The sequence below is a fragment of the Intrasporangium sp. genome (assembly GCF_035688975.1).
Taxonomy (GTDB): Bacteria; Actinomycetota; Actinomycetes; order Actinomycetales; family Dermatophilaceae; genus CALMNV01.
The window spans coordinates 16,997-40,231 of the sequence record NZ_DASSMH010000048.1 but is presented as its reverse complement, the minus strand read 5'-3'; the positions used below and the strand labels follow the sequence as shown (position 1 = coordinate 40,231).

Annotated in this window: 20 protein-coding genes; 13 read left to right on the top strand and 7 right to left on the bottom strand. The window is 74.2% G+C overall.

The features are described 5' to 3' along the window. The 3 genes from VFJ94_RS04865 to VFJ94_RS04855 form a co-directional block, all read left to right on the top strand. Window positions 1–320, top strand: a 320-nt coding sequence (locus VFJ94_RS04865; protein WP_325003065.1) for a dihydrofolate reductase family protein, incomplete at its 5' end; no start/stop codon positions are given. 9 nt (window positions 321–329) lie between these two features. Next, complete coding sequence (locus tag VFJ94_RS04860) at window positions 330–4,430, top strand: AAA domain-containing protein (protein ID WP_325003064.1); 4,101 nt, start codon at window positions 330–332, stop codon at window positions 4,428–4,430. A 77-nt stretch (window positions 4,431–4,507) separates the two neighbouring features. Beyond that, a complete protein-coding gene (locus VFJ94_RS04855; protein WP_325003063.1) occupies window positions 4,508–4,885 on the top strand; it encodes a tetratricopeptide repeat protein in 378 nt (125 codons plus the stop codon). Window positions 4,886–5,005: 120 nt separating this feature from the next. On the opposite strand, the gene mscL is transcribed toward VFJ94_RS04855, so the two are convergent. The 5 genes from mscL to VFJ94_RS04830 all read right to left on the bottom strand — a co-directional run bounded on the left by mscL (window position 5,006) and on the right by VFJ94_RS04830 (window position 9,234). After that, window positions 5,006–5,371, bottom strand: coding sequence for a large conductance mechanosensitive channel protein MscL (mscL, locus tag VFJ94_RS04850; protein WP_325003062.1), 366 nt, complete (start codon window positions 5,369–5,371; stop codon window positions 5,006–5,008). A gap of 232 nt (window positions 5,372–5,603) precedes the next feature. Then, a complete protein-coding gene (locus VFJ94_RS04845; protein WP_325003061.1) occupies window positions 5,604–6,185 on the bottom strand; it encodes an SAF domain-containing protein in 582 nt (193 codons plus the stop codon). A 171-nt stretch (window positions 6,186–6,356) separates the two neighbouring features. Beyond that, on the bottom strand, window positions 6,357–7,223 hold the full coding sequence (locus VFJ94_RS04840) for an S-methyl-5'-thioadenosine phosphorylase (protein WP_325003060.1): 867 nt from the start codon (window positions 7,221–7,223) through the stop codon (window positions 6,357–6,359). 74 nt (window positions 7,224–7,297) lie between these two features. Continuing rightward, window positions 7,298–7,687, bottom strand: a complete 390-nt coding sequence (locus VFJ94_RS04835; RefSeq protein WP_325003059.1) for an FmdB family zinc ribbon protein — start codon at window positions 7,685–7,687, stop codon at window positions 7,298–7,300. Between the two features lie 59 nt (window positions 7,688–7,746). After that, window positions 7,747–9,234 (bottom strand): potassium/proton antiporter, encoded by a 1,488-nt coding sequence (locus VFJ94_RS04830; RefSeq protein WP_414654563.1) that lies wholly within the window; start codon window positions 9,232–9,234, stop codon window positions 7,747–7,749. Window positions 9,235–9,381: 147 nt separating this feature from the next. Here VFJ94_RS04830 and VFJ94_RS04825 point away from each other — a divergent pair, with 147 nt between their 5' ends. Beyond that, on the top strand, window positions 9,382–11,955 hold the full coding sequence (locus tag VFJ94_RS04825) for a penicillin acylase family protein (RefSeq protein WP_325003057.1): 2,574 nt from the start codon (window positions 9,382–9,384) through the stop codon (window positions 11,953–11,955). Here VFJ94_RS04825 and VFJ94_RS04820 read toward each other — a convergent pair. Continuing rightward, window positions 11,927–12,547 carry a 5-formyltetrahydrofolate cyclo-ligase gene (locus tag VFJ94_RS04820; protein WP_325003056.1) on the bottom strand — a complete coding sequence of 207 codons (621 nt, stop codon included), beginning with the start codon at window positions 12,545–12,547 and terminating at the stop codon, window positions 11,927–11,929. The two genes, VFJ94_RS04825 and VFJ94_RS04820, sit on opposite strands and share 29 nt — an antisense overlap. A gap of 46 nt (window positions 12,548–12,593) precedes the next feature. Between VFJ94_RS04820 and VFJ94_RS04815 the strand changes: the two genes are divergently transcribed. The 6 genes from VFJ94_RS04815 (at window position 12,594) to VFJ94_RS04790 (ending at window position 18,073) form a co-directional block, all read left to right on the top strand. Then, a complete protein-coding gene (locus VFJ94_RS04815; RefSeq protein ID WP_325003055.1) occupies window positions 12,594–13,973 on the top strand; it encodes a UTP--glucose-1-phosphate uridylyltransferase in 1,380 nt (459 codons plus the stop codon). Between the two features lies 1 nt (window position 13,974). Next, on the top strand, window positions 13,975–15,210 hold the full coding sequence (gene glp / locus VFJ94_RS04810) for a gephyrin-like molybdotransferase Glp (protein WP_325003054.1): 1,236 nt from the start codon (window positions 13,975–13,977) through the stop codon (window positions 15,208–15,210). 50 nt (window positions 15,211–15,260) lie between these two features. Then, the gene (gene moaC / locus VFJ94_RS04805; RefSeq protein WP_414654562.1) at window positions 15,261–15,686 is read left to right on the top strand and encodes a cyclic pyranopterin monophosphate synthase MoaC; all 426 of its coding nucleotides are present in this window, start codon (window positions 15,261–15,263) and stop codon (window positions 15,684–15,686) included. After that, a complete protein-coding gene (locus tag VFJ94_RS04800; RefSeq protein ID WP_325003052.1) occupies window positions 15,679–16,182 on the top strand; it encodes a MogA/MoaB family molybdenum cofactor biosynthesis protein in 504 nt (167 codons plus the stop codon). The genes moaC and VFJ94_RS04800 overlap by 8 nt, the downstream gene beginning before the upstream one ends. Next, window positions 16,172–16,918, top strand: coding sequence for a GNAT family protein (locus VFJ94_RS04795; RefSeq protein WP_325003051.1), 747 nt, complete (start codon window positions 16,172–16,174; stop codon window positions 16,916–16,918). The genes VFJ94_RS04800 and VFJ94_RS04795 overlap by 11 nt, the downstream gene beginning before the upstream one ends. A 102-nt stretch (window positions 16,919–17,020) precedes the next feature. Beyond that, window positions 17,021–18,073, top strand: coding sequence for a hypothetical protein (locus VFJ94_RS04790; protein WP_325003050.1), 1,053 nt, complete (start codon window positions 17,021–17,023; stop codon window positions 18,071–18,073). A 196-nt stretch (window positions 18,074–18,269) separates the two neighbouring features. On the opposite strand, the gene VFJ94_RS04785 is transcribed toward VFJ94_RS04790, so the two are convergent. Further along, window positions 18,270–19,382: an AI-2E family transporter gene (locus VFJ94_RS04785; protein ID WP_325003049.1), complete on the bottom strand. Its 1,113-nt coding sequence runs from the start codon at window positions 19,380–19,382 to the stop codon at window positions 18,270–18,272. 222 nt (window positions 19,383–19,604) lie between these two features. Here VFJ94_RS04785 and VFJ94_RS04780 point away from each other — a divergent pair, with 222 nt between their 5' ends. The 3 genes from VFJ94_RS04780 to VFJ94_RS04770 are packed head-to-tail and all read left to right on the top strand — an operon-like array spanning window position 19,605 to window position 23,211. Beyond that, window positions 19,605–22,070, top strand: a complete 2,466-nt coding sequence (locus VFJ94_RS04780; RefSeq protein ID WP_325003048.1) for a nitrate reductase — start codon at window positions 19,605–19,607, stop codon at window positions 22,068–22,070. Beyond that, window positions 22,067–22,549 carry a hypothetical protein gene (locus tag VFJ94_RS04775; protein WP_325003047.1) on the top strand — a complete coding sequence of 161 codons (483 nt, stop codon included), beginning with the start codon at window positions 22,067–22,069 and terminating at the stop codon, window positions 22,547–22,549. The genes VFJ94_RS04780 and VFJ94_RS04775 overlap by 4 nt, the downstream gene beginning before the upstream one ends. Next, on the top strand, window positions 22,546–23,211 hold the full coding sequence (locus tag VFJ94_RS04770) for a hypothetical protein (RefSeq protein WP_325003046.1): 666 nt from the start codon (window positions 22,546–22,548) through the stop codon (window positions 23,209–23,211). Before VFJ94_RS04775 ends, VFJ94_RS04770 begins: the two co-directional genes overlap by 4 nt. The last annotated feature ends 24 nt before the right edge of the window (window positions 23,212–23,235 follow it).

Below are 23,235 nucleotides of genomic sequence, written 5' to 3'. Positions count from 1 at the left end.
GGGTCGCCGACGTGCTCATCGCCGGCGAGCGGACCGTGGACCTCGGCGTGGCGACGGACCAGCTGCTCGAGCGCGGCCTGCCGCGCATGCTCTCCGAGGGCGGCCCGCACCTGCTGGCCGACCTCTACGCCACGGACCTCGTCGACGAGCTGTGCCTGGCGATCTCCCCGCTCGTCGCCTGCGGCGAGGGGTCGCGGATCACCGCGGGCCCGTCGCTGCCGTCGCTGCATCCCCAGCGCCTGGAGACGGTGCTCGAGCGCGACGGCTTCCTCTTCCTGCGCTACGTGCGGCCCTCATCGGCCGAGGGGCCGACCTTGTAGCCTGCTGCGGTGACTGACGCACCCCTTCCCGGCTCCGACTCCGCCGGACCGGAGACGGTGCGCGACCCTCGGGTGGAGCGCGTGGCGACGGCGGTCCGGAGCTGGCAGCGCGCCCTGGTCGACCTCGGTGGACGCAACACCCTGCTGTGGTATCGCGACCTGCCCTCGGGCACCCTCGACCTCACGACCGCGCACCCCGGCGGCGTCTCGATGCTCCTCGCGGGCCGCCGGACGCGCCTGTCCGACCTCGTCCGCGAGCCGGTGGCGCTCACCGAGGCCCGGCGACGGGCCCGCGCGATCCGCGCCAAGGCCGTCGAGCTGCGTGAGGAGCGCGGCATCGCCGCCGGGTTCGTCGCGGTGGGCATGGCCACGTGGAGCGTGCCGCGGGCGGCCCGGCCACCGGCCGCCCCCGTGCTGCTGCGCCCCTGCGTCCTGCGCCCCACCGGCGCGGCCCAGGAGGACTTCGAGCTCGACCTCGGACCCGAGGTCGAGTTCAACCCGGTCCTGCGCGAGTATCTCCGGTCCGAGCAGGGCCTCGACCTCGACGGCGACGAGCTCGCGGACCGGGCGACGGCGGGGGGCAAGTTCGACCCTTATCCGGTGTATGCCGCCCTCGCCCGGGACTGCGCGCACGTGCCCGACTTCTCGGTCGCGCCCCGGCTCGTCCTCGGCACCTTCTCCTACGCCAAGCTGCCGATGGTCGCCGACCTCACCGCGCAGGGTGACGCGCTCGCCGACCACGACGTCGTCGCGGCGCTCGCCGGCGACGAGGCGGCGCTGGCGGCCGTGCGCATGCGCCTGCCGGAGAGCCCGCCCGACGCGGATCCCGAGCACGAGCACCTCGTCCTCGACGCCGACTCGTCCCAGCAGGCGGCCATCGACGCCGTCCGCGCCGGCGCCCACCTCGTCATCAACGGCCCCCCGGGGACCGGCAAGTCGCAGACCATCGCCAACCTCATCGCCGCGCTCGCGGCCGAGGGCAAGTCGGCCCTCTTCGTCGCGGAGAAGCGTGCCGCCATCGACGCCGTGCTCGGCCGACTCGAGCGGTGCGGCCTCGGCGACCTCGTCCTCGACGCCTACGACGGCGCAGTCAACCGGCGGGCCATGGCGGCCCAGTTCGCGCGCAGCCTCGACGTGGCCCTCGGGCACGTGCCGCCCGCCGGCGACGACGCGGCCGCCGTGCTGCGGGACCGGCGCCGGCGGCTCGTGGAGCACGTCGAGGCGCTGCACCAGACGCGCGAGCCCTGGGGCGTCTCCGCGCACGAGGTCCAGGAGGCGATGGTGGAGCTCGCGAGCCGGACCCCGCCCCCCATCTCCTCCGTCCGCCTGGGAGCGCCTGTCATCGACCGGCTGACCCGGGCCCGGGTCGTGGAGCTCGGCCGCCGGCTGCGCGACGCGGCCGGGCTGGGGGCGTGGACGCCGGAGGGCGACGACCCGTGGTTCGGCGCCCGCGTCCTCACCGCCGAGGAGGCGTCCCAGGCCCTCGAGCTGACCACGCGCCTCAGCACCAGCGGCCTGCCGGACGTGGGCGACCGGCTCAACGCCATCATGGCCGACTCCCACGTGCCCCAGGCCACGTCGGTCCGCGACTGGGTCACGGCCTTCGACGTGATGGCACGCGTGCGGGACACCCTCGAGGTCTTCCGCCCGGAGGTCTTCGACGTCCCGCTCACCGAGCCGATCGCGGCCACCGCCACGGCGGCGTGGCGCCAGGAGCACGGCATACAGATGGGCTGGCTGACCCGCTGGAAGGTCAAGCGGCAGACCAAGCGCCTCCTGCGCCCCGGCCGCCCGCCCGCCCACCTGCACGAGGAGCTCGTGTCCGCGAGCGAGCAGCGCAGCCACTGGTTCCGGCTCGTCGGTGGCGGCGGCCGGCCCGAGATCTCGGCCCGGCTCGACGAAGGGCTCGACCTGCTGCACGACGTCACCACCGAGCTCGACTGGCTCGCGGCACGTCTGGCTCCCACGGCTGGGGGCGCCGACTTCCTCGACCTGCCGCTCGCCGACCTGCGCGCCCGCCTCGCGGCCCTCGCGGCGCGCCCCGACCGGCTCGCCGTGCTGCCCCAGGTGACGGGCACGCTCGACGAGGTGCGCGAGGCCGGCCTCGGTGAGCTCATTCCCGACCTCGCCGCCCGAGGAGTGCCCACCGAGCTCGTCCCGGCCGAGGTCGAGCACGTGTGGTGGGCCTCCCTGGCCCGGGAGATCACCGTGCGCGACCCGCGCTACGGCGCCCACGACGGCCCCGGCCTGCGCCGCGCGGCCGAGGAGTACGTCTCGGCCGACCATGCCCACCTGGCCGCCACCGTCGCGCGGGTGCGCGGCGCCGTCGCGCGAAACGTCCGGGAGGTCCTCGCCGACCACCCGGCGCAGGAGGCCCTCGTCCGGGTCGAGGCGGGCAAGGCGCGACGGCACCGGGCGCTTCGAGAGCTCCTGCCCGAGACCGCGGCCGCGCTCACCGCGATCCGGCCGTGCTGGGCGATGAGCCCGCTCGTCGTCGCCTCGACGCTGCCGCCCGGCCGGTGGTTCGACGTCGTCATCTTCGACGAGGCCTCGCAGGTGCAGCCGGCGCAGGCGATCTCGGCCATCTCCCGCGGGCGCCAGGTCGTCGTGGCCGGGGACGAGCGGCAGCTGCCGCCGACGAACTTCTTCACCGTGGCGTCCGACGGCGACGGCGCGGGCGAGGCGCTCACCGAGGGCTTCGAGTCCGTCCTCGACGTCCTCGCGGCCGCGCTGCCGACGCGGCGCCTCTCCTGGCACTACCGGTCGCGCGACGAGCGGCTCATCGCCTTCTCCAACGAGGCCGTCTACGACGGCTCGCTCACGACCTTCCCCGGCACGGGCGTCGGCTCGGGCGCCGGCTCGGCACTGGCCTTCGAGCCGGTCGAGGGCCAGGCGGTGGTCCAGCCGGGCGTCGACACCATCGAGACGACGGAGAGCGAGGTCGCCCGCGTCGTCGAGCTCGTCCTCGAGCACGCCCGGACCCGTCCCCACGAGTCGCTCGGCGTCATCGCGCTCGGCATCACCCACGCCGACCGGCTGGAGGAGGCGGTGCGCGCCGCCCTCCGGGACGCCCCCGACGTCGCGGGCTTCTTCGCCGAGGACCGCGACGAGCCCTTCTTCATCAAGAACCTCGAGCGCGTCCAGGGCGACGAGCGCGACGCGGTCATCCTGTCCATCGGCTATGGCAAGACGCCGCACGGCCGCGTGCTGCACCGCTTCGGGCCGCTCAACATCGAGGGCGGCGAGCGGCGCCTCAACGTCGCCGTCACTCGCGCCCGGGTCCGGATGACCGTCGTGTCGGCGCTGCGGTCCACGGATCTCGACCCCGAGCGGCTGAAGGCCCGCGGCGCCCTGCTGCTGCGCGACTTCCTGGCCTATGCCGAGTCCGGCGGGACCGCGCTCCCGCGGGCCGAGCACGCCGCGACCGGGGGACGGCCGGGCGCGGTGGCCGACCCCCTGCGGCACGACCTCGCCGAGCGGCTGCGCCGGGAGGGCCTCGTCGTCCACGAGAGCTTCGGCAGCTCCGGACAGCGCATCGACGTGGTCGTCGAGGACCCCTACCACCGGGGGCGCCCGCTCGTTGCCGTCGAGACCGACGGCCCGTCGTATGCCGCCCTGCGCAGCACGCGCGACCGGGACCGGTTGCGCCCGGAGCAGCTGCGGCGCCTCGGCTGGAAGCACGTCCGCGTGTGGAGCACCGACCTCTTCCGTGATCCCGCCCGCGAGATCGCCCGGATCCTCAAGGTCGCCCACGACGGCGGGGTCGTGCCCGTGGTCGAGGCTGCCGTCTCTGGCGAAGCCGGGTCCCCGGACCGCGCGGCGGACGCGGCGGACCCGGCGGACGGTGTGGAGCAGGCGGAGGGGGCGGACCAGGGCCGGCGCAAGCGGCGTCGAGTGTTCCGCCGGGGGACCGCCGACGGTGCGGCGGTCACCGAGGGTCCGGGGGGCACCGGTGGGACGGGGGGCACCAGTGGCACGGGTGGCGCCGCCGAAGCCGCGGGCACGGCATACGGCTCGGATGACCCCGACACCGGGTGGGGGCAGACGGGCCCCGACTCGCGCGAGCGGGACCGCTGGCTCGAGGAGCAGCGCCCACCGCACTACGAGTGAGCCTTGGCCCGGCGACCACGGCCCAATGGCAGCGCGAAGGCCGGAATGAGCCGTCCGGTGCGCGCGTTTCCGTAGGCATGAACGTCGAGGGGAGCCCGTTCTCGCTGCGCTATGCCTGGGCGCAGGGCCTCTACGACCGCGGCGACCACCACGCGGCGGCCACCGCGCTCGCGCAGCTGGTCGAGGAGGCGAAACGCAGCGACGTCATGCACGGCACGACCGACCTGCGCCTGCTCCTCGCCCGCGCCTACTTCCGCTCGGCCCAGCTCGGACGGGCCGAGGAGGTGCTGCGCGAGCTCGCCGAGGAGGTGCCCACCGACGGCTACGTGCACCTCGTGCTCGGCCGGACCCTCCAGCGACAGGGCCGGCACGAGGAGGCGCGGCGCTCGCTCGCGCTGGCCGCGGTGTTGGGCGATCACGCGCGCCCCCTCGCTTTCGGCGAGGGCGAGCAGTAGCCTCGAAGGACAGTGGGGCAGGGTCGGAGAAGGGGCGGAGCGCAAGCGTCCGCCCCTTCTCCCGCGCCTGTCCGAGCTGGGCAGCCCTGCGTGGGCCGTCCCGCCGCCTCGCTCGAGAGGTCAGCGGGCCCGCAGCGCGTCGCGGATCTCCGTGAGCAGCAGGACTTCTTGCGACGGCGCCTCCGGCTGCGGTTCCTGACCCTTGGCCCGCCGGGCGGCAAGCGCGTTCATCGGCACGACGACCGCGAGGTAGACCGCCGCCGCGACGATGAGGAAGCTGACGAGGGCGGTGAGGAAGTCCCCGAGGTGGACGCCGCCGGGCTGCCACGCGGAGAAGTTCGGCGTGCCGCCGATCTTGCCCAGCAGGTCCAGGATGACGGTGACGAGAGCGGTCACGACGCGGGCGAAGGCGGTCCCGATGACGACGGCGACCGCGAGGTCGACGACGTTGCCCCGCAGGACGAACTCCTTGAATCCCTTGAGCATGCGTACTGCCTCCCTGCGGTCGGTGCGTGTCCGGTCGGTGCCTGTCCGGTCGGTGCGCGGTGGGTCGGTGCCCGGTCGGTGGTCCATGGTGCGTCCTCGGTCGAGAACGCCCCGGGAGTCGGGGCGCGCCGCGTCGCGCGCGGGTGGCGACCGAGTCCGGCGGTGGGAGCGTACAGCGCCGGACTCTGGTCCGGGCTCCGGAGCCCGGCGGCCCGCCGCACGCCACACGGCCTCACCGGCGAACCGCCAGGAGGTGGCTCTCACCCGCCTGCAGCGCGGACAGCGAGGCCGCGATCCGGTCCGCGCCCGCGCTGGGCACTGCCAGCGTCACGCTCGCGCCCCCGTCGTCACCCAGGCCAGAGAGGGCCGGCTCGTGGACGGCGAGCACCACCGCGTCGGTGACGGTGCGTGCCCCCGATCCGGTGGCATAGAGGTCGACGTGGCTGCCCGGCGCCACGCCGGCCGTCCCTGCGGGCAGCACGGGCAGGGTCAGCGCCACCGTGCCGGGAGGCTGCCCGAGCAGCTGCCCCGCCCCGGCGAGCCGCTCCGGCGTCACGGGGTCGCGCGCCGCGATCGGGGCAGCCGTGCGCCGGCCGAGCGCTGGCTCGTATGCCGTGAGCGCGGTGGTCGGCCGTTGCTCGGCGGGGCGCTCGTCGAGGACGAGATCGTCCCTCGTGACGACCGCGCCTGCGGGCAGGTCCCGAGCCGCCACGAGGGTCGGCAACCCCGTCGGCGTGCCCGGCGCCGGGCTGAGAGCGGAGACCGCGACGAGGGCCGCGAGCGCCAGCAGGAGCGCCGCAGACCACCGTCTCACCCGGTCCCGGCGGGCCTGGCGGCGCCGCGCGGACAGCCGCCCGGGGCCGCCGCCGGACAGAGACCGCCGGCGACGCCCGCGTCGAGCCGCCAGCGACCTCATGTCGGGCACGCCGGACGGGTGGGTGGGCGGGTCGTCATGACGGCGGGCCCACGGGGTCGGTGACGGCGCTCACGGCAGGGCGGTCGGCAGCTCGATGCCGTCGAGGCTGCGCCGGCAGGGACACGTCGCCTCGTCGTCCGCGACCCGGGCCGGCAGCCGAGCGATCGAGTCCGTGAGGATGCCCTTGAGCGTTGCGACGGTGCGGGCGAAGACCCGCAGCACCTCCTCGTGGGTGACCGCCGTGCCCCCCTCGACGCCGGCGTCGTGGTCGGTGACCACGGCGATGCTCGTGAAGCACAGGGCGAGCTCACGGGCGAGCGCAGCCTCGGGCATCGTCGTCATGCCGACGATGGTGCAGCCCGCCTGCTGGTGCAGCACCGACTCGGCACGCGAGGAGAAGCGGGGTCCGTTGACCACGACGAGGGTCCCCTCCGGGACGACGGGCAGCGGGGACGACCGGGCTGCGTCCACGGCCACGCGGCGGCCGTGAGGGCAGAAGGGGTCGGCGAACGAGACGTGGACGACCGGGCCCTCGTCCTCGTAGAACGTCGCGGGCCGTCCCCACGTGCGGTCGACGACCTGGTCGGGCACGACCACCGTCCCGGGTCCGTGCTCGGGGCGCAGCGACCCGACGGCGCAGGGCGCCAGGACCTGGCGGACGCCGAGCGACCGCAGGGCCCAGAGGTTGGCCCGGTAGTTGACCCGGTGGGGCGGGAACCGGTGCCCCTTGCCGTGGCGGGCGACGAAGGCGACCCGGCGGCCCGCGACCTCGCCGACGACGGGTGGGTCGCTCGGCCGGCCGAAGGGTGTGTCGACCTCGACCGGACGGGCGCCCTCGAGGAACTCGTAGAGCCCCGAGCCGCCGATGACGCCGATCTCGGCGAGGTCGGCGCGAGGGGAAGCGGGTGCCAGGGAGGCCGGTGCCTGGGAGGTCATGGCCCGAGCCTAGGCCCGTGCCGGGCGACCGCCTCCGGCCTTCCGACCCGGCTGGGGACGGCGACGAGCTGGGCTCAGGAGCCTGTGGAGGACGCGCCCGAGGTCGACGTCCCAGCCGCCGAGCCGGAGCCCGCCGAGCCGGAGCCCGACGTGCCCGAGCCCGAGGTGCCCGAGCCCGAGGTGCCGGCTCCGGACGAGCCATCCGACCCGGCGGCGGACCCGGAGCCCCCCGCGGCGGCGCCGGCCTCGGCTCCGGCAGCGGCGGGCGCGGCCGGCTTGCCGCCCGTCCTCGAGTCGGTCTTGTAGAAGCCGGACCCCTTGAACGTGATGCCGACCGGGTGGATCACCTTGCGCAGCGTCGGCTGGGAGCAGTCGGGGCACTCGGTGAGCGGGTCGTCCGAGAAGGACTGGCGGATGTCGAAGGCGTGGCCACAGGCCCTGCACGCGTAGGAATAGGTGGGCACGGCTGTCCAAGACCTCGGATCGTCGGAGGAGGGTCGCTGGGCGACGGATCGGGGCGATTCTACGACCAGCCGGCGAGGCGCCCGCCCGCGGAGACGGCCCGGATGCGCTGCTCCGTCCGGGCCCGCACGCGCGAGGTGGCCACGACGAGCAGCTTGTCGCCATGCCGCAGCGTCGTGTGCGGGGCGGGGACGAAGCCCTCGCCCTCGCGCACGATCAAGGTGACGTTGGCTCCTCTGGGGAGCCGGAGCTCGAAGACGGCCACGCCGTGCAGGCGCGAGTCGGCTCCCACCGTCACCTGCAGCACGGAGGCCCCGATCTCCACCAGCGGCACGGCCTCGAGGTCGACGTCGACGGCCGTCACCCACTCGGTGACGCGCAGGCGCCGGGCCACCCAGCCGAGCGTGGGCGCCTGCACGAGGGTGAAGACCACCACGAGCATGAAGACGAGGTCGAAGATCCACCCGGTGTCGGGCGTGCCGGCCGTGAGCGGGACCGTGGCGAGCACGACGGGCACGGCTCCGCGCAGTCCAGCCCACGACAGGAAGGCCTGCTCCCGCCACGACAGGCCGAACCAGACGGTCGACACGACGACCGAGAGGGGCCGGGCGACGAGGAGCAGGACCAGCCCGATGACCACGGCCGCGACGATCTGGTCGCCGAGGCGGAAGGGGTCGGCGAGCAGACCGAGCAGCACGAAGAGCCCGATCTGCGCGATCCACCCCAGGGCGGTGGCGAACGACTGGACCGCCACGCGGTGCGGCAGGCTCATGTTGCCGAGGACGAGGGCGGCGAGGTAGGTCGCGAGGAAGCCGGAGAGGTGCAGGGCGGAGCCCACGGCATACGCAAGGACGGTGAGCGCGACGACCCCGATGGAGAAGAGGGCGGACGACGCTCCGGCGACGCGGCGCAGGAGGATCCCGCCGAGCCAGCCGACGGTGAGCCCGACGGCCAGTCCCCCGGCGAGCTCGACCCCGGCGTGCCACGCGAGGACGTACCACGCGTCCTGGCCACCTCCCGGCGCGGCCTGTGCGGCGAACGCGACGACGAGGATGACCACCGGCGCGTCGTTGAAGCCGGCCTCGGCCTCGAGCATGCCCGACAGCCGACGGGGCAGCGGCACCTCCCGCAGGACGGCGAACACGGCCGCGGCGTCCGTCGAGGTCACGATGGCCCCGATGAGCATCGCGATGGTCCACGACAGGGGCAGCAGCAGGTGCGCCGCCACCGCCACGACGAGGACGGACACGACGACCCCGACGGTGGAGAGGACGGCCGCGGGGGCGACCGACCTGCGGATGGTGCGCCACGACGTCGTGAGCCCGCCCTCGGCGAGGATGAGCACGAGCGCGGCATACCCGAGGATCTGGGTCACGGCGGCGGAGTCGAACTCGATCCCGGCGCCGGCGTTGCCGAGGGCGACCCCGATGCCGAGGTAGATCAGGAGCGAGGGCAGGCCGGACCGCACCGACAGCCGCACGGCCGCCACCGCGACGAGCATGACGAGGGAACCGACGAGCAGCACACGCGTCAGGTCCTCGAGAGTCATCTCGCGAGGGGCGGCGGACGCGAGTGCGGTCACGGGCGGCTCCTGCACGGTCGGATGGGCCCAATCCAACCACCCCGCACGGCACGCCCTCCCGCTGGAGCGACGGCGTGCACGGGCTGTGTCCGGGCGGTGGCCTAGTCTCGGTCCGTGTCCCGGTTGAAGCTGGCCCGCCGCGTCGGGTTGTCCGTCACCGTGCTCGTCGTGCTCGCCGTCGTCGCGGTCGGCATCCTCGCCATCTCCACGGTGCGCCGGCCCTTCCCGCAGACCGCGGGGGAGCTGCACGTCGAGGGCTTCACCAGCTCGGTCAGCGTCGTGCGCGACGCGCAGGGCGTGCCCACCATCCTCGCGGACAACGCCGGCGACCTCTTCCGGGCGCAGGGCTTTCTCAGCGCGCAGGACCGCTTCTTCCAGATGGACCTGCGACGGCACGTCACCGCGGGGCGGCTGGCCGAGCTCGTCGGCGAGTCGGCCCTGGCCACCGACCGGGTGGTCCGCACCATGGGCTGGCGCCGGGTCGCCGAGCAGGAGCTGCCCAGGCTCGCCCCGGAGACGCGGCAGTACCTGCAGGCCTACGCCGACGGCGTCAACGCCTACCTCCGCACCGCGCACTCCCCGTCGGACCTCTCGCTCGAGTACACCCTGCTCGACCGCACCAACCCCGGCTACCGGGTGGAGAGCTGGACGCCGGTGGACTCCCTCGCCTGGCTGAAGTCCCTGGCCTGGAGCCTGCGTGGGGACTACCGCGACGAGCTGACCCGGGCGCGGCTGTCCCGCCGCATGCCGGTCCGGCAGATCGGCGTGCTCTACCCGCCCTACCCGCTGAGCCGCAACTCGCCGATCCTCGGCCCCGACGACTGGAAGCCGGGGGCGGCCCCGACCCAGGGCGCCTCCGCCGTGCCGGCCGCCCTGCGCGGCGCCCGGCCCCAGGCCGCGCTCGACCATGCCTCCGCGGCCCTCGAGGCCGTGCCCGCGCTGCTCGGGCGCGGCTCCGGCATCGGCTCCAACTCGTGGGTGGTGGCCGGCTCCCGCACGACGACCGGCAAGCCGCTGCTGGCCAACGACCCGCACCTCGCCCTCGGCATGCCGAGCGAGTGGACCCAGGTCAACCTCCAGTGCCGCACGGTGACGACGTCCTGCCCGTTCCGGGTGTCCGGCTTCTCCTTCGCGGGGCTGCCGGGCGTCGTCATCGGCCACAACGAGACCATCGCGTGGGGCTTTAGCAACCTCGGCCCCGACGTCACGGACTTCTACCTCGAGCAGGTCACCGGCGCGACGTACCTGCGCGACGGCCGCCAGGTGCCCCTGGAGTCCCGGCTCGAGACGATCAAGGTCGCGGGCGGGTCCAACGTGTCGATGACGGTCCGCAGCACCGTCCACGGTCCGATCCTCTCCGACGAGGACGCCGCCATCACCGAGGCGGGAGACCGGTCCGTCATCCGTGGCGCGCCGCAGGGCAACCGGTATGCCGTGTCGCTGGCCTGGACGGCGCTGCGGCCGACCACGGCGGCCGACGCCATCTTCGCCCTCGACAAGGCCCGCGGCTGGGACGACTTCCGTCGGGCCGCGACGCTGTTCTCCGTGCCGGCGCAGAACATCGTCTATGCCGACACCGAGGGCCACATCGGCTATCAGGCGCCGGGGCTCATCCCCATCCGGCGATCGGCCACCCCCGACGCGGCGCCGGGTTTCTGGCCCGCTCCGGGCTGGGACAGCCAGTGGGACTGGACCGGTTTCGTCCCTTACGACCAGCTGCCGTGGGTCAAGGACCCGAGCGACGGCATGATCGTGGCGGCCAACCAGGCCGTGACCGCGAGCCCGACGCCCTTCCTGACCTCGGAGTGGGACTACGGCTTCCGAGCCCAGCGGATCCGCAGCCTGCTCGAGGCCACGCCCAAGGTGTCGCCGGAGCAGATGAGCCAGATCCAGGGTGACACCCGCAACGTCTTCGCCCCGGTCCTCGTCGAGCGCCTGCTCGGCGTCCAGGTCGACGACTTCACCGCCCAGGCCCAGCGCCTGCTGCGCGACTGGGACGGCCAGCAGCCGGGCGACAAGTCACGCGACTCGGCGTCCGCGGCCTACTACAACGCCGTGTGGAAGTACCTGCTCACCTACACCTTCGACGAGCTGCCTCCGGACATGGGGCCCGACGGCGGCAGCCGCTGGATGATCGTCATGGAGCAGCTGCTCAAGGACCCCAATAACGACTGGTGGGACGACAAGACGACACCCGGCGTCACCGAGGGGTCGGGCGAGATCCTCAAGCGCGCCCTCGTCGAGGCCCGCCTCGACCTCGCCCGCAAACTCGGCAAGGTGCCCGCCACGTGGCGTTGGGGCCGACTGCACCAGCTGGACCTCAAGCACCCGGTGATGGGGTCCGACCAGTGGCCCCAGCTCGTCCGCGACGTCTTCGACCGCGGCGGCATCGAGCTCGGGGGCGGCAACTCGATCGTCGACGCCAACGCGTGGAACGCGTCCGCGCCCGGATACGACGTCGTCGCGGGACCCTCCATGCGGATGGTCGTCGACCTGTCCAACCTCGACGCGTCGCGGTGGGTCAACTCGACGGGCCAGAGCGGCCACCCCTACAGCCGGCACTACGCCGACCAGGTCGACGCCTGGGCCGCCAACGAGACCTTCCCCTGGCGGTTCACGCGGCCTGCCGCCGAGGCGGCGGGGGAGGAGCGGCTGACGCTCAGTCCCGTGGCGTCGGCCGCTCCGTGAGGCGCACCAGGCGACCGGTCGTCGTGGCATAGCCGTCGACGAGCTGGTCGTGGTGGTCGCAGGGCAGGTCGACGTCGCTCGCCTCGCCCTCGTGCAGCAGCGTGATGACGGGCACGGCAGGGTCCCGGTGCGCGAGCGCCCGGTCGTAGCAGCCCCCACCCTGGCCGAGGCGCACGCCGTGCCGGTCGACGGCCAGTCCCGGCGTCACGACCAGGGAGCAGGACGCGAGCGCCTCCGGCCCCAAGGTGCCGGTCACGTCCCCCGGCGCGTGGCGGGTCAGCGTGGCCGCGTCGCCGACCGCGCCGGCGGCGGCATACCGCCAGTCGAGCGAGTAGTCAGCGAGGGTGACCGGCACGATGACCTCGTGGCCCGCGGCCAGGAGCGCCTCGATGAGCGGGCCTGTGGGCGGCTCGGTCGGCAGCGACTCGTAGACCGCCACCCGGCCCCGGTCCGGGACGAGCGGGAGCACGGCGTCAACGATGGCGCGCCCCGCGGCGTCACGGTCGAGGCCGGCCGTGAGACGGGCCCGGCGCGCCCGCGCGGCGTGACGCAGATCACGTTTGGCGGCTTCCCCGCCGCGGGCCCTAGTCACGGGAATCGGACATCCTGCACACGGCCCCCATCGTAGGGTGATCCCCATGAGTGAAGAGGGTCTGCGGGCCTCCGTCGAACGCATGCGCGGCCGCGGCCTGGGTGCGGAGGCCATCCGCGTCTTCGAGCACTACTACCGCCAGCTCGAGGAGGGCGCGCTCGGCACCATCCCGGAGGACTCCATCGAGCCGCTCGGGGAGATCAGGGCCCTGGGGGAGATGGACGTCTCCGACGAGGCCGCCCGGCACGCCCTCTCGCTCACCGCCGTCATCAAGCTCAACGGCGGCCTCGGCACGAGCATGGGCATGAACGGCGCCAAGTCCGCCCTCGAGGTCAAGGACGGCCTGACCTTCCTCGACGTCATCGCCCAGCAGGTGCTCGGGCTGCGCGAGCGCTGGTCGGTCGACGTGCCGCTCGTGATGATGAACTCCTTCCGCACGTCGGAGGAGACGCTCAAGATCCTCGCCGCCTATCCCACGCTCCCCGTGGACGGCATACCGCTGGAGTTCCTCCAGAACGCCGAGCCGAAGCTGTGCGTCGAGACCCTGCGGCCGATCGACTGGCCGGAGGACCCCGAGCTCGAGTGGTGCCCGCCGGGCCACGGCGACGTGTTCGTCGCGTTGTCGACCTCCGGGGTGCTGGACGCCCTCATCGCCAAGGGCATCCGCTTCGCCTTCATCTCCAACTCCGACAACCTCGGGGCCACCTGCGACCCCGACGTCGCGGCGTGGATGGTCGACCACGACCTGCCCTACGTCGCCGAGGTCTGCGAACGCACGCCCAGCGACCGCAAGGGCGGGCACCTCGCCGTCCGCAAGAGCGACGGCCGGCTCGTGCTGCGCGACCTGGCGATGGTGGCCGGGGGCGACGAGCGCCACTTCCAGGACATCACCCGGCACAGCACCTTTCACGCGAACAACCTGTGGATCAACCTCGACGTCCTGCGCGACAGGCTGCGCGCGAGCGGTGGCGTCCTCGGGCTGCCCATCATCGTCAACCGCAAGACCGTCGACCCCACCCGGCGCGACTCCCCGGAGGTCATCCAGATCGAGTCGGGGATGGGGACCGCGATCGAGGTCTTCGAGGGGTCCGAGGCGCTGCTCGTGCCGAGGACCCGCTTCCGGCCGGTCAAGACGACCAACGACCTGCTGCTCACGCGGTCCGACTTCTTCGGCTTCGACGAGGGGCACCACATCCTGGCGGCTCGCCCCGGGCGCGAGCCGTTCGTCGACCTGTCGGACGCCTACCGCCTCGTGCCCGACTTCGAGGCCCGGTTCCCCCAGGGGGTGCCGTCGATGTGCCGGTGCACGAGCCTGCGCGTGCCGGGCGACGTGACCTTCGGTGCAGACGTGACCTGTGTGGGCGACGTGGTGGTCGAGGGCGTCGAGCGGGTCCCGGACGGGGCCGTGCTCACGGGCGAGCGCTGAGGTGCGGACCGCGGCGGAGCACCTGGCGGCTGTCCTCGACGCGGTCGGCACCCCCGCGCCGGTGCCGGTGCCGCTGACCGGCGCGCTCGGGCTGGTGGCCGCCGAGGACGTCCGCTCGCGCGTCGACCTGCCGCGCTTCGACAACTCGGCGATGGACGGGTATGCCGTCGTCGCCGCCTCGCTCGAAGGCGCCGCCCCGGGCCGGCCGGTGCCGCTGCCGCTCATGGGTGAGGTGGCCGCGGGTCAGGACCCGGAGTTCGTCGTCCGGCCCGGCACGGCCGCCCGGATCATGACGGGGGCCCGCCTTCCCGACGGCGCGGACGCGGTCATCCCCGTGGAGGAGACCGACGGCGCGGCTGTCGGCACTGTCTCCTGCGCCGCGCCGGTGGCTTCGGGGCAGTTCGTGCGTCGTCGTGGTGAGGACCTCGCCGCCGGCTCGCTCGTCGTCTCGCGAGGGCAGCGCCTCGGGCCGCGCTCGCTGGCGCTGCTCGCCGCGAGCGGCCACGCCGCCGTTCCGGCGAGGCCCCGGCCGCACGTCGTCGTGCTCTCGACCGGGAGCGAGCTCGTCCCGCCGGGAGAGCCGCTCGGGCCGGGCCAGATCCACGACTCCAACTCCGTGATGCTGTGGGCGGCCGCCGTCAGTGCCGGTGCCACAGCCGACGTGCGGCCGGCCGTCGCCGACACGGAGGCCGACCTCCTGGCGACGCTCGACGCGGCGCTCGAGCAGGCCGACGTCATCGTCTCCACCGGAGGCGTGTCCATGGGCGCCTACGACGTCGTCAAGGCCGCGCTGCGCGACGGGGGCGTCGACTTCGTCTCCGTCGCGATGCAGCCGGGCAAGCCGCAGGGCTTCGGCTTCCGCACCGCTGCGGGAGGGCGGCGGGTGCCGATCTTCGCACTGCCCGGCAACCCGGTGTCGGCCTACGTCTCGTTCGAGGTCTTCGTCCGGCCGGCGCTGCGGCGCCTGCTCGGCCTGACCCCGGAGTGCCGCCCGGTGCACTCGGCGGCGCTCACCGCGCCGCTGCGCTCACCCGAGGGCCGGCGGCAGTACGCCCGCGCCGTCGTCACCGGCGATGCCGCCGGCCTGCTCGCCGAGCCGGTGCAGGGGCAGGGCTCCCACTTCGTCGCCGACCTCGCCCGGGCCAACGCCCTCGTCGTCGTCCCCGAGGGGACGACGCACCTCGCTGCGGGCGCCCCCGTGGACGTGCTGCTGCTCGACGAGGAGGGTGGGCCGTGACGGACAGCGGGACCCCCCTGACCCACGTCCGCGCCGACGGCACCGCGCACATGGTCGACGTCTCCGCCAAGCCCGTCACGGCGCGCGAGGCGAGCGCCGCCGGCCGGGTCCTGCTCGGCCCGGATGCCGTGTCGGCCCTGCGGTCGGGCGCCGTGCCGAAGGGCGACGCCCTCGCGGTGGCGCGGCTGGCCGGCATACAGGCGGTCAAGCGCACCCCGGAGCTCATCCCGCTCGCCCACCCCATCGCGGTTCACGGGGTGGAGGTCGACGTCGCCGTGGCCGACGACGGGGTGGATATCACCGCGACGGTGCGCACCGCGGACCGCACGGGCATCGAGATGGAGGCGCTGACAGCGGTCGCCGTCGCCGCGCTCGCGCTCATCGACATGGTCAAGGCGGTGGACAAGCACGCGCGCATCACGGACGTGCGGGTCACCGCGAAGTCCGGCGGACGGTCGGGGGACTGGCGTGAGTGAGGCGCCGGGGCGCGTCGGCGCCGGTCGGCGGGCGGTCGCGCTCACCGCCTCGACGCGCGCCGCTGCGGGCGTCTACCCGGACCGGTCCGGGCCGGTCGTCGTGGCCCGGCTGCGCGCGTGGGGCTTCGAGGTGGGCGCGCCGGTCGTCGTACCCGACGGTGAGGAGCTCGGCATGGCGCTGCGCGAGGTGCTCGCCTCGGAGCCGGACCTCGTGGTCACGACGGGTGGGACCGGGCTCACGCCGACCGACCGCACGCCGGAGATGACGGCGCCCCTGCTCGACGTCGTCGTCCCCGGTGTCTCGGAGGCGTTCCGCGCCGCCGGGGTGGCCAAGGGCGTCCCGACCGCGATGCTCTCCCGGGGCCTCGCCGGCATCTCGGGACGCACCTTCGTCGTCAACCTCCCGGGCTCGCGCGGCGGCGTCGTCGACGCGCTCGACGTGCTCGGGCCCGTGCTCGGCCACGTGCTCGCCCAGATCCCCGGTGGTGACCACTGACCGGGCGGGAGGCCACCGACGTCGCGGACGTCCCGGCTACCGCGACGCCCGGGGGGGCCTGCTGCCGACGATCGGCACGGGGCGACAGGCGGGGCCGATGAGGATGCCGTGGCGGTCGCGGCACGAGCCGAGCGCGCCCTGGCCCATCGAGCTGCGTGAGGAGTCCGCCGACCCCGCCATCGTGCTACGGCCGCTGACTCTCGCGGACGAGTACGAGTGGCAGCGGGTGCGCCGGGCCAACGTCGAGCACGTGCGGCCTTGGGAGCCGACGCTGCCGCCCGGCGTGCCGAGCCCGCCGGCCGTCTCCTTCGCCGCCTTCGTCCGAGAGCTCGACACCGAAGGCCGCGCCGGTCGGGCGATGCCGTGGTGCGTCGTGGTCGAGGGCCGGATCGTGGGACAGGTCCACCTCTTCGCCATCGTGCGGGGCGCCCAGCTCTCCGGGGCGGCCGGCTACTGGCTCGACCAGTCGCTGACCGGCCGGGGCATCATGACGCGAGCCCTCGCCGCCGCGCTCGACCACGCGCTCGGGGCGGGTGGGCTGCACCGGATGGAGGTCAACATCCGGCTGGACAATGCGCCGTCCCTCGCGGTCGTGCGCCGCCTCGGGCTGCGGGACGAGGGAATTCGCCAGCGCTTCCTGCACATCGACGGCGCATGGCGGGACCACCGCAGCTTCGCGGTGACGCGGGAGGAGGTCGGCCCCGGCGGCCTCGTCGGCCGGTTGACGCCGCCATGACGGGCGCCGCAACGGGCGTCGTCACAGCAGCAACACCAGCCTCTTCGGCGACACGCGCCGAATGTCCGAGGCCCCGGACGCGACCCGCCCTACGGTGGGTCCGTGCCCGCCAGCAGCCTCGTTTTCGTTGTCATCGTTGCGATCTGGGCCGCCTACCTGCTCCAGCACTACGTGCGCCGCCGGGAAGACGCCGCCGCGATCCGTTCGGTCGACGACTTCTCGGACGCGATGCGCGTCCTCGAGAAGCGGTCGGCCCTGCACCTCACCGACCTCCGGGCGCCGCGCGCGCACTCGTATGCCGTGACGCCGCGCCGTCCCGCTCGGCCCACGGTCGACGTCAAGCGAGCCGCGCCGTCCGGCAGCACGCCGATAGCCATGCCGGGGACCTCGCCGTTGGCCGCCCGGCGGACCGGCTCGGCCGGTGCCCCCGACGCCGCGCCCGACGCCGGCGCGCACGTGGCCTCGCTCCGTCCCAGCCCGGCTGTGACGCTCGGCCAGCGGCGGCTCCGCGCCGCCGTGCTGCTCCTCGGGGTGCTCGCCGTCCCCGTCTCCATCGTGCTGGTCGTCACCCGGGTGCTGACGTGGGTGGCGGTGCCCGTCGGCGTCGCCCTCCTCGCCGGCGTCGTCGGCTGGCTGGTCCGCGTCGCCGCGGCAGACCGGGCAAGGGTGTCGCGTGGCGACTGGGACCGCTTCGCCGAGGCGGCCGGTGGCACCTGGGTCCCCGGCCACGACGACACGCAGGTCATCCGCGCTGCTGCCGCCACCGCCGCGCCGGCGGCTGTGCCGGCCGCGCGGGCCGCTGCGTCGGCGGCTGTGCCGGCCGCCGCGCCGACCGCGGCGACGGCCCGACGCGCCTTCGCGGCATACGACCTGCTGGCCGACGAAGCCACGGCCCGCCGGGTGACCGCGGGGCCCGCGCAGCCGTCGCGGAGCGCCGAGGAAGCGCAGGACGCACCCGCCGCACACGCGCCGCTTCCCGGCACGTGGCAGCCGGTGCCCGTGCCCCGGCCGACGTACACCCTCAAGGCAAAGGCCCAGCCGCGCCTCACACCGGGCGGCATCCCCGCCGACGTCTTCGAGACGCCGGAGTTCGCCGACGAGGCCGACGAACTCGACGACCGCGCGCTCCTCGCCCGCCGCGCCGTCTCGCAGTAGCCCGTCCGCCCAACCGCTACGTGGCGCGTGTCCGCTCGCGGGCAGACGTGCGCGCCTGCGGAGAGCGTGCGCGCCTGTGGGCAGCGTGCGCGCCTGTGGGCAGCGTGCGCGCCTGCCGCCGCCCGCGCACGACGATCCAGGGCCAGGGCCAGGGCCAGGGCCAGGGCCGCGGCCAGGGCCAGGGCCAGGCAGCGGGCTAGCGGCGGGCGAGCGGGTCCTTGTCGGCGTTCTCCTCGAGCTCCTGCTCGATCTCGCCCTTGCTCTCCCCGGCGAACAGGTGCTTGCCGACGGCGTTGACGACGGCGGCGAGCGGCACCGCGGTCAGCGCGCCGACGATGCCCGCGAGGATCGAGCCCGCCGCGATGGCGAGGATGACGGCGAGCGGGTGGACGCTCACCGCACGCCCGAGCAGGAACGGCTGGAGCACGTGCGCCTCGAGCTGCTGCACGCCGACGACGACGGCGAGCATGATGAGCGCCACGCCGGGACCGTGGGCGACGAGCGCGAGCAGCACCGCGACGCTGCCGGACAGCAGGGCGCCCACGATGGGGATGAAGGCGAGGATGAAGACGAGCACGCCGATGGCGAAGGCAAAGGGGACCTTGAGGATCGCCGCGCCCGACGCGATGCCCACCGCGTCGACGAGGGCCACGATGATGGTGGCGCGGACGAACGCGGACAGCTGCTCCCACGCGATGGCGCCGGAGGACGCGACCCGGGCGCGGGCGGCACGCGGGAAGAGCCCGGTCACCCAACCCCAGATGTGCGGGCCGTCGTAGAGGAAGAAGAAGAGCGAGAAGAGGGCGATGAAGATCCCGGCGACGAAGTGCGTCGCCGTGAGCCCGACGGCGGTGGCCGTGTCGCCGAGGTTGCCGGACTTGCCGACGCTGTCCTTGATCTGGTCGAAGTAGGCGTCGAACTGGCTGTCGGTGATGCGGAAGGTGGTGCGCACCCAGTCGCGCACCTGCTCGATGCCGGTGGCCACCTGCGTGGTCAGGTCGGAGAAGCCGTTGCTGAACTGCGTGCCCACGAGGGTGAACAGGCCGCTGACGAGCAGGATCGTGCCGAGGACGGTGAGCCCCGCGGCGGCTCCGGCTGGCATGACCCGCGCGAGGCGCTGCGTGATCGGCGCCAGCATCGCGGCGAGCAGGACGGCGATGGCGAGCGGGACGACGATCTCGGACACGGTCTGCAGGGCGACGGCGGCGGCGAGGACGCCGGCGACGATGAGCAGCAGGCGCCACGACCACTCGCTCGTGGCGCGGACGGCGGGCGGCACGTAGGAGCGTCTCGGCTGGATGTCGGACACGGAGGTTCCCCCTCGGTCGAAGGTTCGGCGGATTACACCGTATGCCGTGAGCCGGGCGATCGCGCAGCCGCGCGTCGTCCCCGCCGTCCGGCGCTGCCTCGAGCGTATGGGCCGCGTGCCGTGTGCGTGCCCGGCAGAGGGGTATGAGTCGCAGGGAGCAGCCCACGACATCGGACTCGCGCGCCGGCCGGGGGGCCCGGCGCAGGACAACGGAGGTGGGAGATGACCCGTCGGGACCGGATCGCCGACATCTGGGGGACGCGGACGCCGTACGGCCCGGGCGACACGTGGCCGCGGCGGGTGGACCTGCACCTCGCAGACGGCCTCACCGAGTCGGACGTCGACCGGTGGGTGCAGAGCGCGTCGATCCTGCACTCAACCGGCGACGCGATGGACATCGCCGTCAAGGACGGCCGCATCGTCGGAGTGCGGGGCCGGGCGCAGGACCGGGTCAACCACGGGCGGCTCGGTCCCCAGGACCTTTTCGGCTGGCAGGCCAACGCCTCCCCCGACCGGCTCACGACGCCGCTCGTGCGCCGGGGAGGCGAGCTCGTCGAGACGTCCTGGGACGAGGCGATGGACCTCGTCGTCCGGCGCACCCGGGAGCTGCTCGACGAGCAGGGAGCGAGCGCCATCGGCTTCTACACGAGCGGGCAGCTCTTCCTCGAGGAGTACTACACGCTCGGGCTCATCGCCCACGGCGGCCTCGGCACCAACCACGTCGACGGCAACACCCGGCTGTGCACGGCGACGGCCGCGAGCGCCCTCAAGGCGTCGTTCGCGAGCGACGGCCAGCCCGGCTCGTATGCCGACATCGACCACGCTGACGTCATCGCCCTCTTCGGCCACAACATGGCCGAGACCCAGACCGTGCTGTGGGCGCGGGTGCTCGACCGGCTCGCCGGGCCGAACCCCCCGGCGATCGTCTGCGTCGACCCTCGCGCGACACCCGTCGCGAGGTCGGCGACGGTGCACCTCGCGCCCCGGCCCGGGACCAACGTCGCGCTTCTCAACGCGCTGCTCCACGAGATCATCGAGCGGGACTGGGTCGACCACGCCTACATCGACGAGCACACCGTCGGCTTCGGCGACCTGGTGCAGCTGGTGCGGGACTACCCGCCGGAGCGGGCGGCCTCGATCTGCGACGTGCCCGTGGAGCAGATCCGCGAGGCGGCCCGGCTGCTCGGGACGGCCGAGCGGCTCATGTCCACCGTGCTGCAAGGCTTCTACCAGGCGCACCAGGCGACCGCGGCCGCCGTGCAGGTCAACAACCTGCACCTCGTGCGCGGCATGCTCGGCAGGCCGGGCTGCGGGCTGCTGCAGATGAACGGCCAGCCGACCGCGGAGAACACCCGGGAGGCAGGTGCGGACGGCGACCTCGCGGGCTTCCGCAACTGGTCCAACGCGGCCCAGGTCGCCGACCTCGCCCGGGTGTGGAACGTCGACCCCACGCGGATCCCGCACTACGCTCCGCCGACCCACGCGATGCAGATGATGCGTTACGTCGAGGACGGCTCGATCCGGATGCTGTGGGTGTCGGCGACGAACCCGGCCGTGTCCCTGCCCGAGCTCGCGCGCGTCCGCTCGGTCCTGTCGCAGGACCGGCTCTTCCTCGTGGTGCAGGACGTCTTCCTCTCGGAGACCGCGCAGCTGGCCGACGTCGTCCTGCCGGCCGCGACGTGGGGGGAGAAGACGGGGACCTTCACCAACGCCGACCGCACCGTGCACCTGTCGGAGAAGGCCGTCGAGCCGCCGGGGGAGGCGAGGGCGGACCTCGAGATCTTTCTCGAGTATGCCGCGCGACTGCGCCTGCAGGACAAGGACGGTGCTCCGCTCGTGAAGTGGTCGGACGCCGAGGGCGCCTTCGAGGCCTGGAAGGAGTGCAGCCGCGGCCGGCCGTGCGACTACACCGGCATCACCTACGCCAAGCTCCGCGGAGGCAGCGGCGTCCAGTGGCCGTGCACCGAGGAGCACCCGGAAGGCACGGAACGGCTCTACGCAGACGGGCGGTTCTTCAGCGCCCCCGACTACTGCGAGGACTACGGGCGCGACCTCGTCACCGGCGCGCCCCTCGACGCCGACGAGTACAAGGCCCTCAACCCCGACGGCAAGGCCCTGATCAGGGCCGCCGAGTACTGGCCACCGCACGAGCTGCCGAGCCCCGACTTCCCCTACCAGCTCGTCACCGGCAGGACCGTCTACCACTTCCACACCCGCACCAAGACCGGGCGCTCCCCGCAGCTGCAGGCGGCCGCGCCCGACGTGTGGGTCGAGCTGTCGGCCCCGGACGCCGCGGCCCTCGGCGCGGGGGAGGGCGACGTCGCGCTGGTGTCCACCCCGCGAGGGAGCGTGGAGGCGAAGGTGCGGGTGAGCGGCATACGGCCGGGGGTGCTCTTCCTGCCCTTCCACTACGGCTACTGGGACACCGATGCCGGCCACGAGCCCGCCGGGGCGGGGCGCGCGGCCAACGAGCTGACCCTCACCGACTGGGACGCCTGCTCCAAGCAGCCCATCTTCAAGACGGCCGCGGCGGCGGTGCGGCTGGTCCGCGCGGCCGACGGTCCGTCGGACGCCCCCACCACGACCGCCTCGGCACCGGTGGCGGGCGACCCGCCGCCGACCCGGGGCGGCCCGGCCGGGCACGCGGAGGAGGTCCTTTCCGGACAGGCGCAGGAGGCTTCGCGATGAAGATCGGCCTCGTCCTGCGCGAGCTGCACCGCTCCGAGAACGAGCTCGCGCACCTGCTGCTCCAGGTCGCCGACCGGCACAAGGCGGACCACGAGCTCCACCACCTGGGTCGGGACCTCGCGACGTGGTCGCAGGATCACGTGCGGCAGATCGCGCACATCGCCCGGGACTACGGCGAGGAGCTCGACCCCGAGCCGGCGGGGGAGACCCGCGTCATGGAGCGCGTGCGGGAGAAGGGCAGCGAGCTGCTCGGCCGGGCGGGGGCTCCGGCCCTGCTCATGCTGCGCGACCTGCGCGAGGTCCTCACGAGTGCCACTGGCGTCTCGGCGGACTGGGACATGCTCGCGCAGGCTGCGCAGGGCATCTCGCACACCGACCTGCTCGAGGTGGCGCAGCGGTGCCATCCGCAGACGGTGCGGCAGGCGAAGTGGGCGGCCTCCAAGATCAAGGAGTCCTCGACCCAGGCGCTGGTCAGTTGAGCGCCGCGACGCCGACGACCCGCGTCGTCCTGCGCCCCATCGGGACACCGCTGCCGCTCGGCTTCATCGGCCTGCTCGTGGCCACGGTCTGCTTCTCTGCCGTGCAGCTGCGGTGGGTGCCTCCCGACGAGGGGCATGCCGTGGCCCTCGGCGTGCTCGTCTTCACCGTGCCCGCCCAGCTCGTCGCGGCGGTCTTCGGCTTCCTCGCCCGCGACCCGGTGGCGGGCACCGGGATGGGCGTGCTCGCCGGCACGTGGGCGGCGGTCACCTTGGTGACGCTGACCTCACCTCCTGGTGCCAGTTCCTCCGGGCTGGGCACGCTCCTGCTCGTGGCCGGACTGGCGATGCTCGTGCCCGCCGCCGCCGCCACGACCAAGCTCGTCGCCGCAGGCGTCATGGGTCTGAGCGCCTTGCGCTTCGCCGTCACGGGCCTCGCCCACCTGACCGCGTCCGCGGGGTGGCGCACCGCCGCCGGCTGGGTCGGTCTCGCGCTCGGCCTCTTTGCCCTCTATGCCGCGCTCGCGCTCGAGCTGGAGGACGCCTCGGGCCGCACGGTCCTGCCGGTCCTCCGCCGTGGCGCGGGCGCCGACGTCATGACGGGCGGCCTCGCGGACGAGGTGCGGGACGTGGCTCACGAGGCGGGGGTGCGCCGGCAGCTGTAGGCCTGGCCCGGATGCCACCCAGCC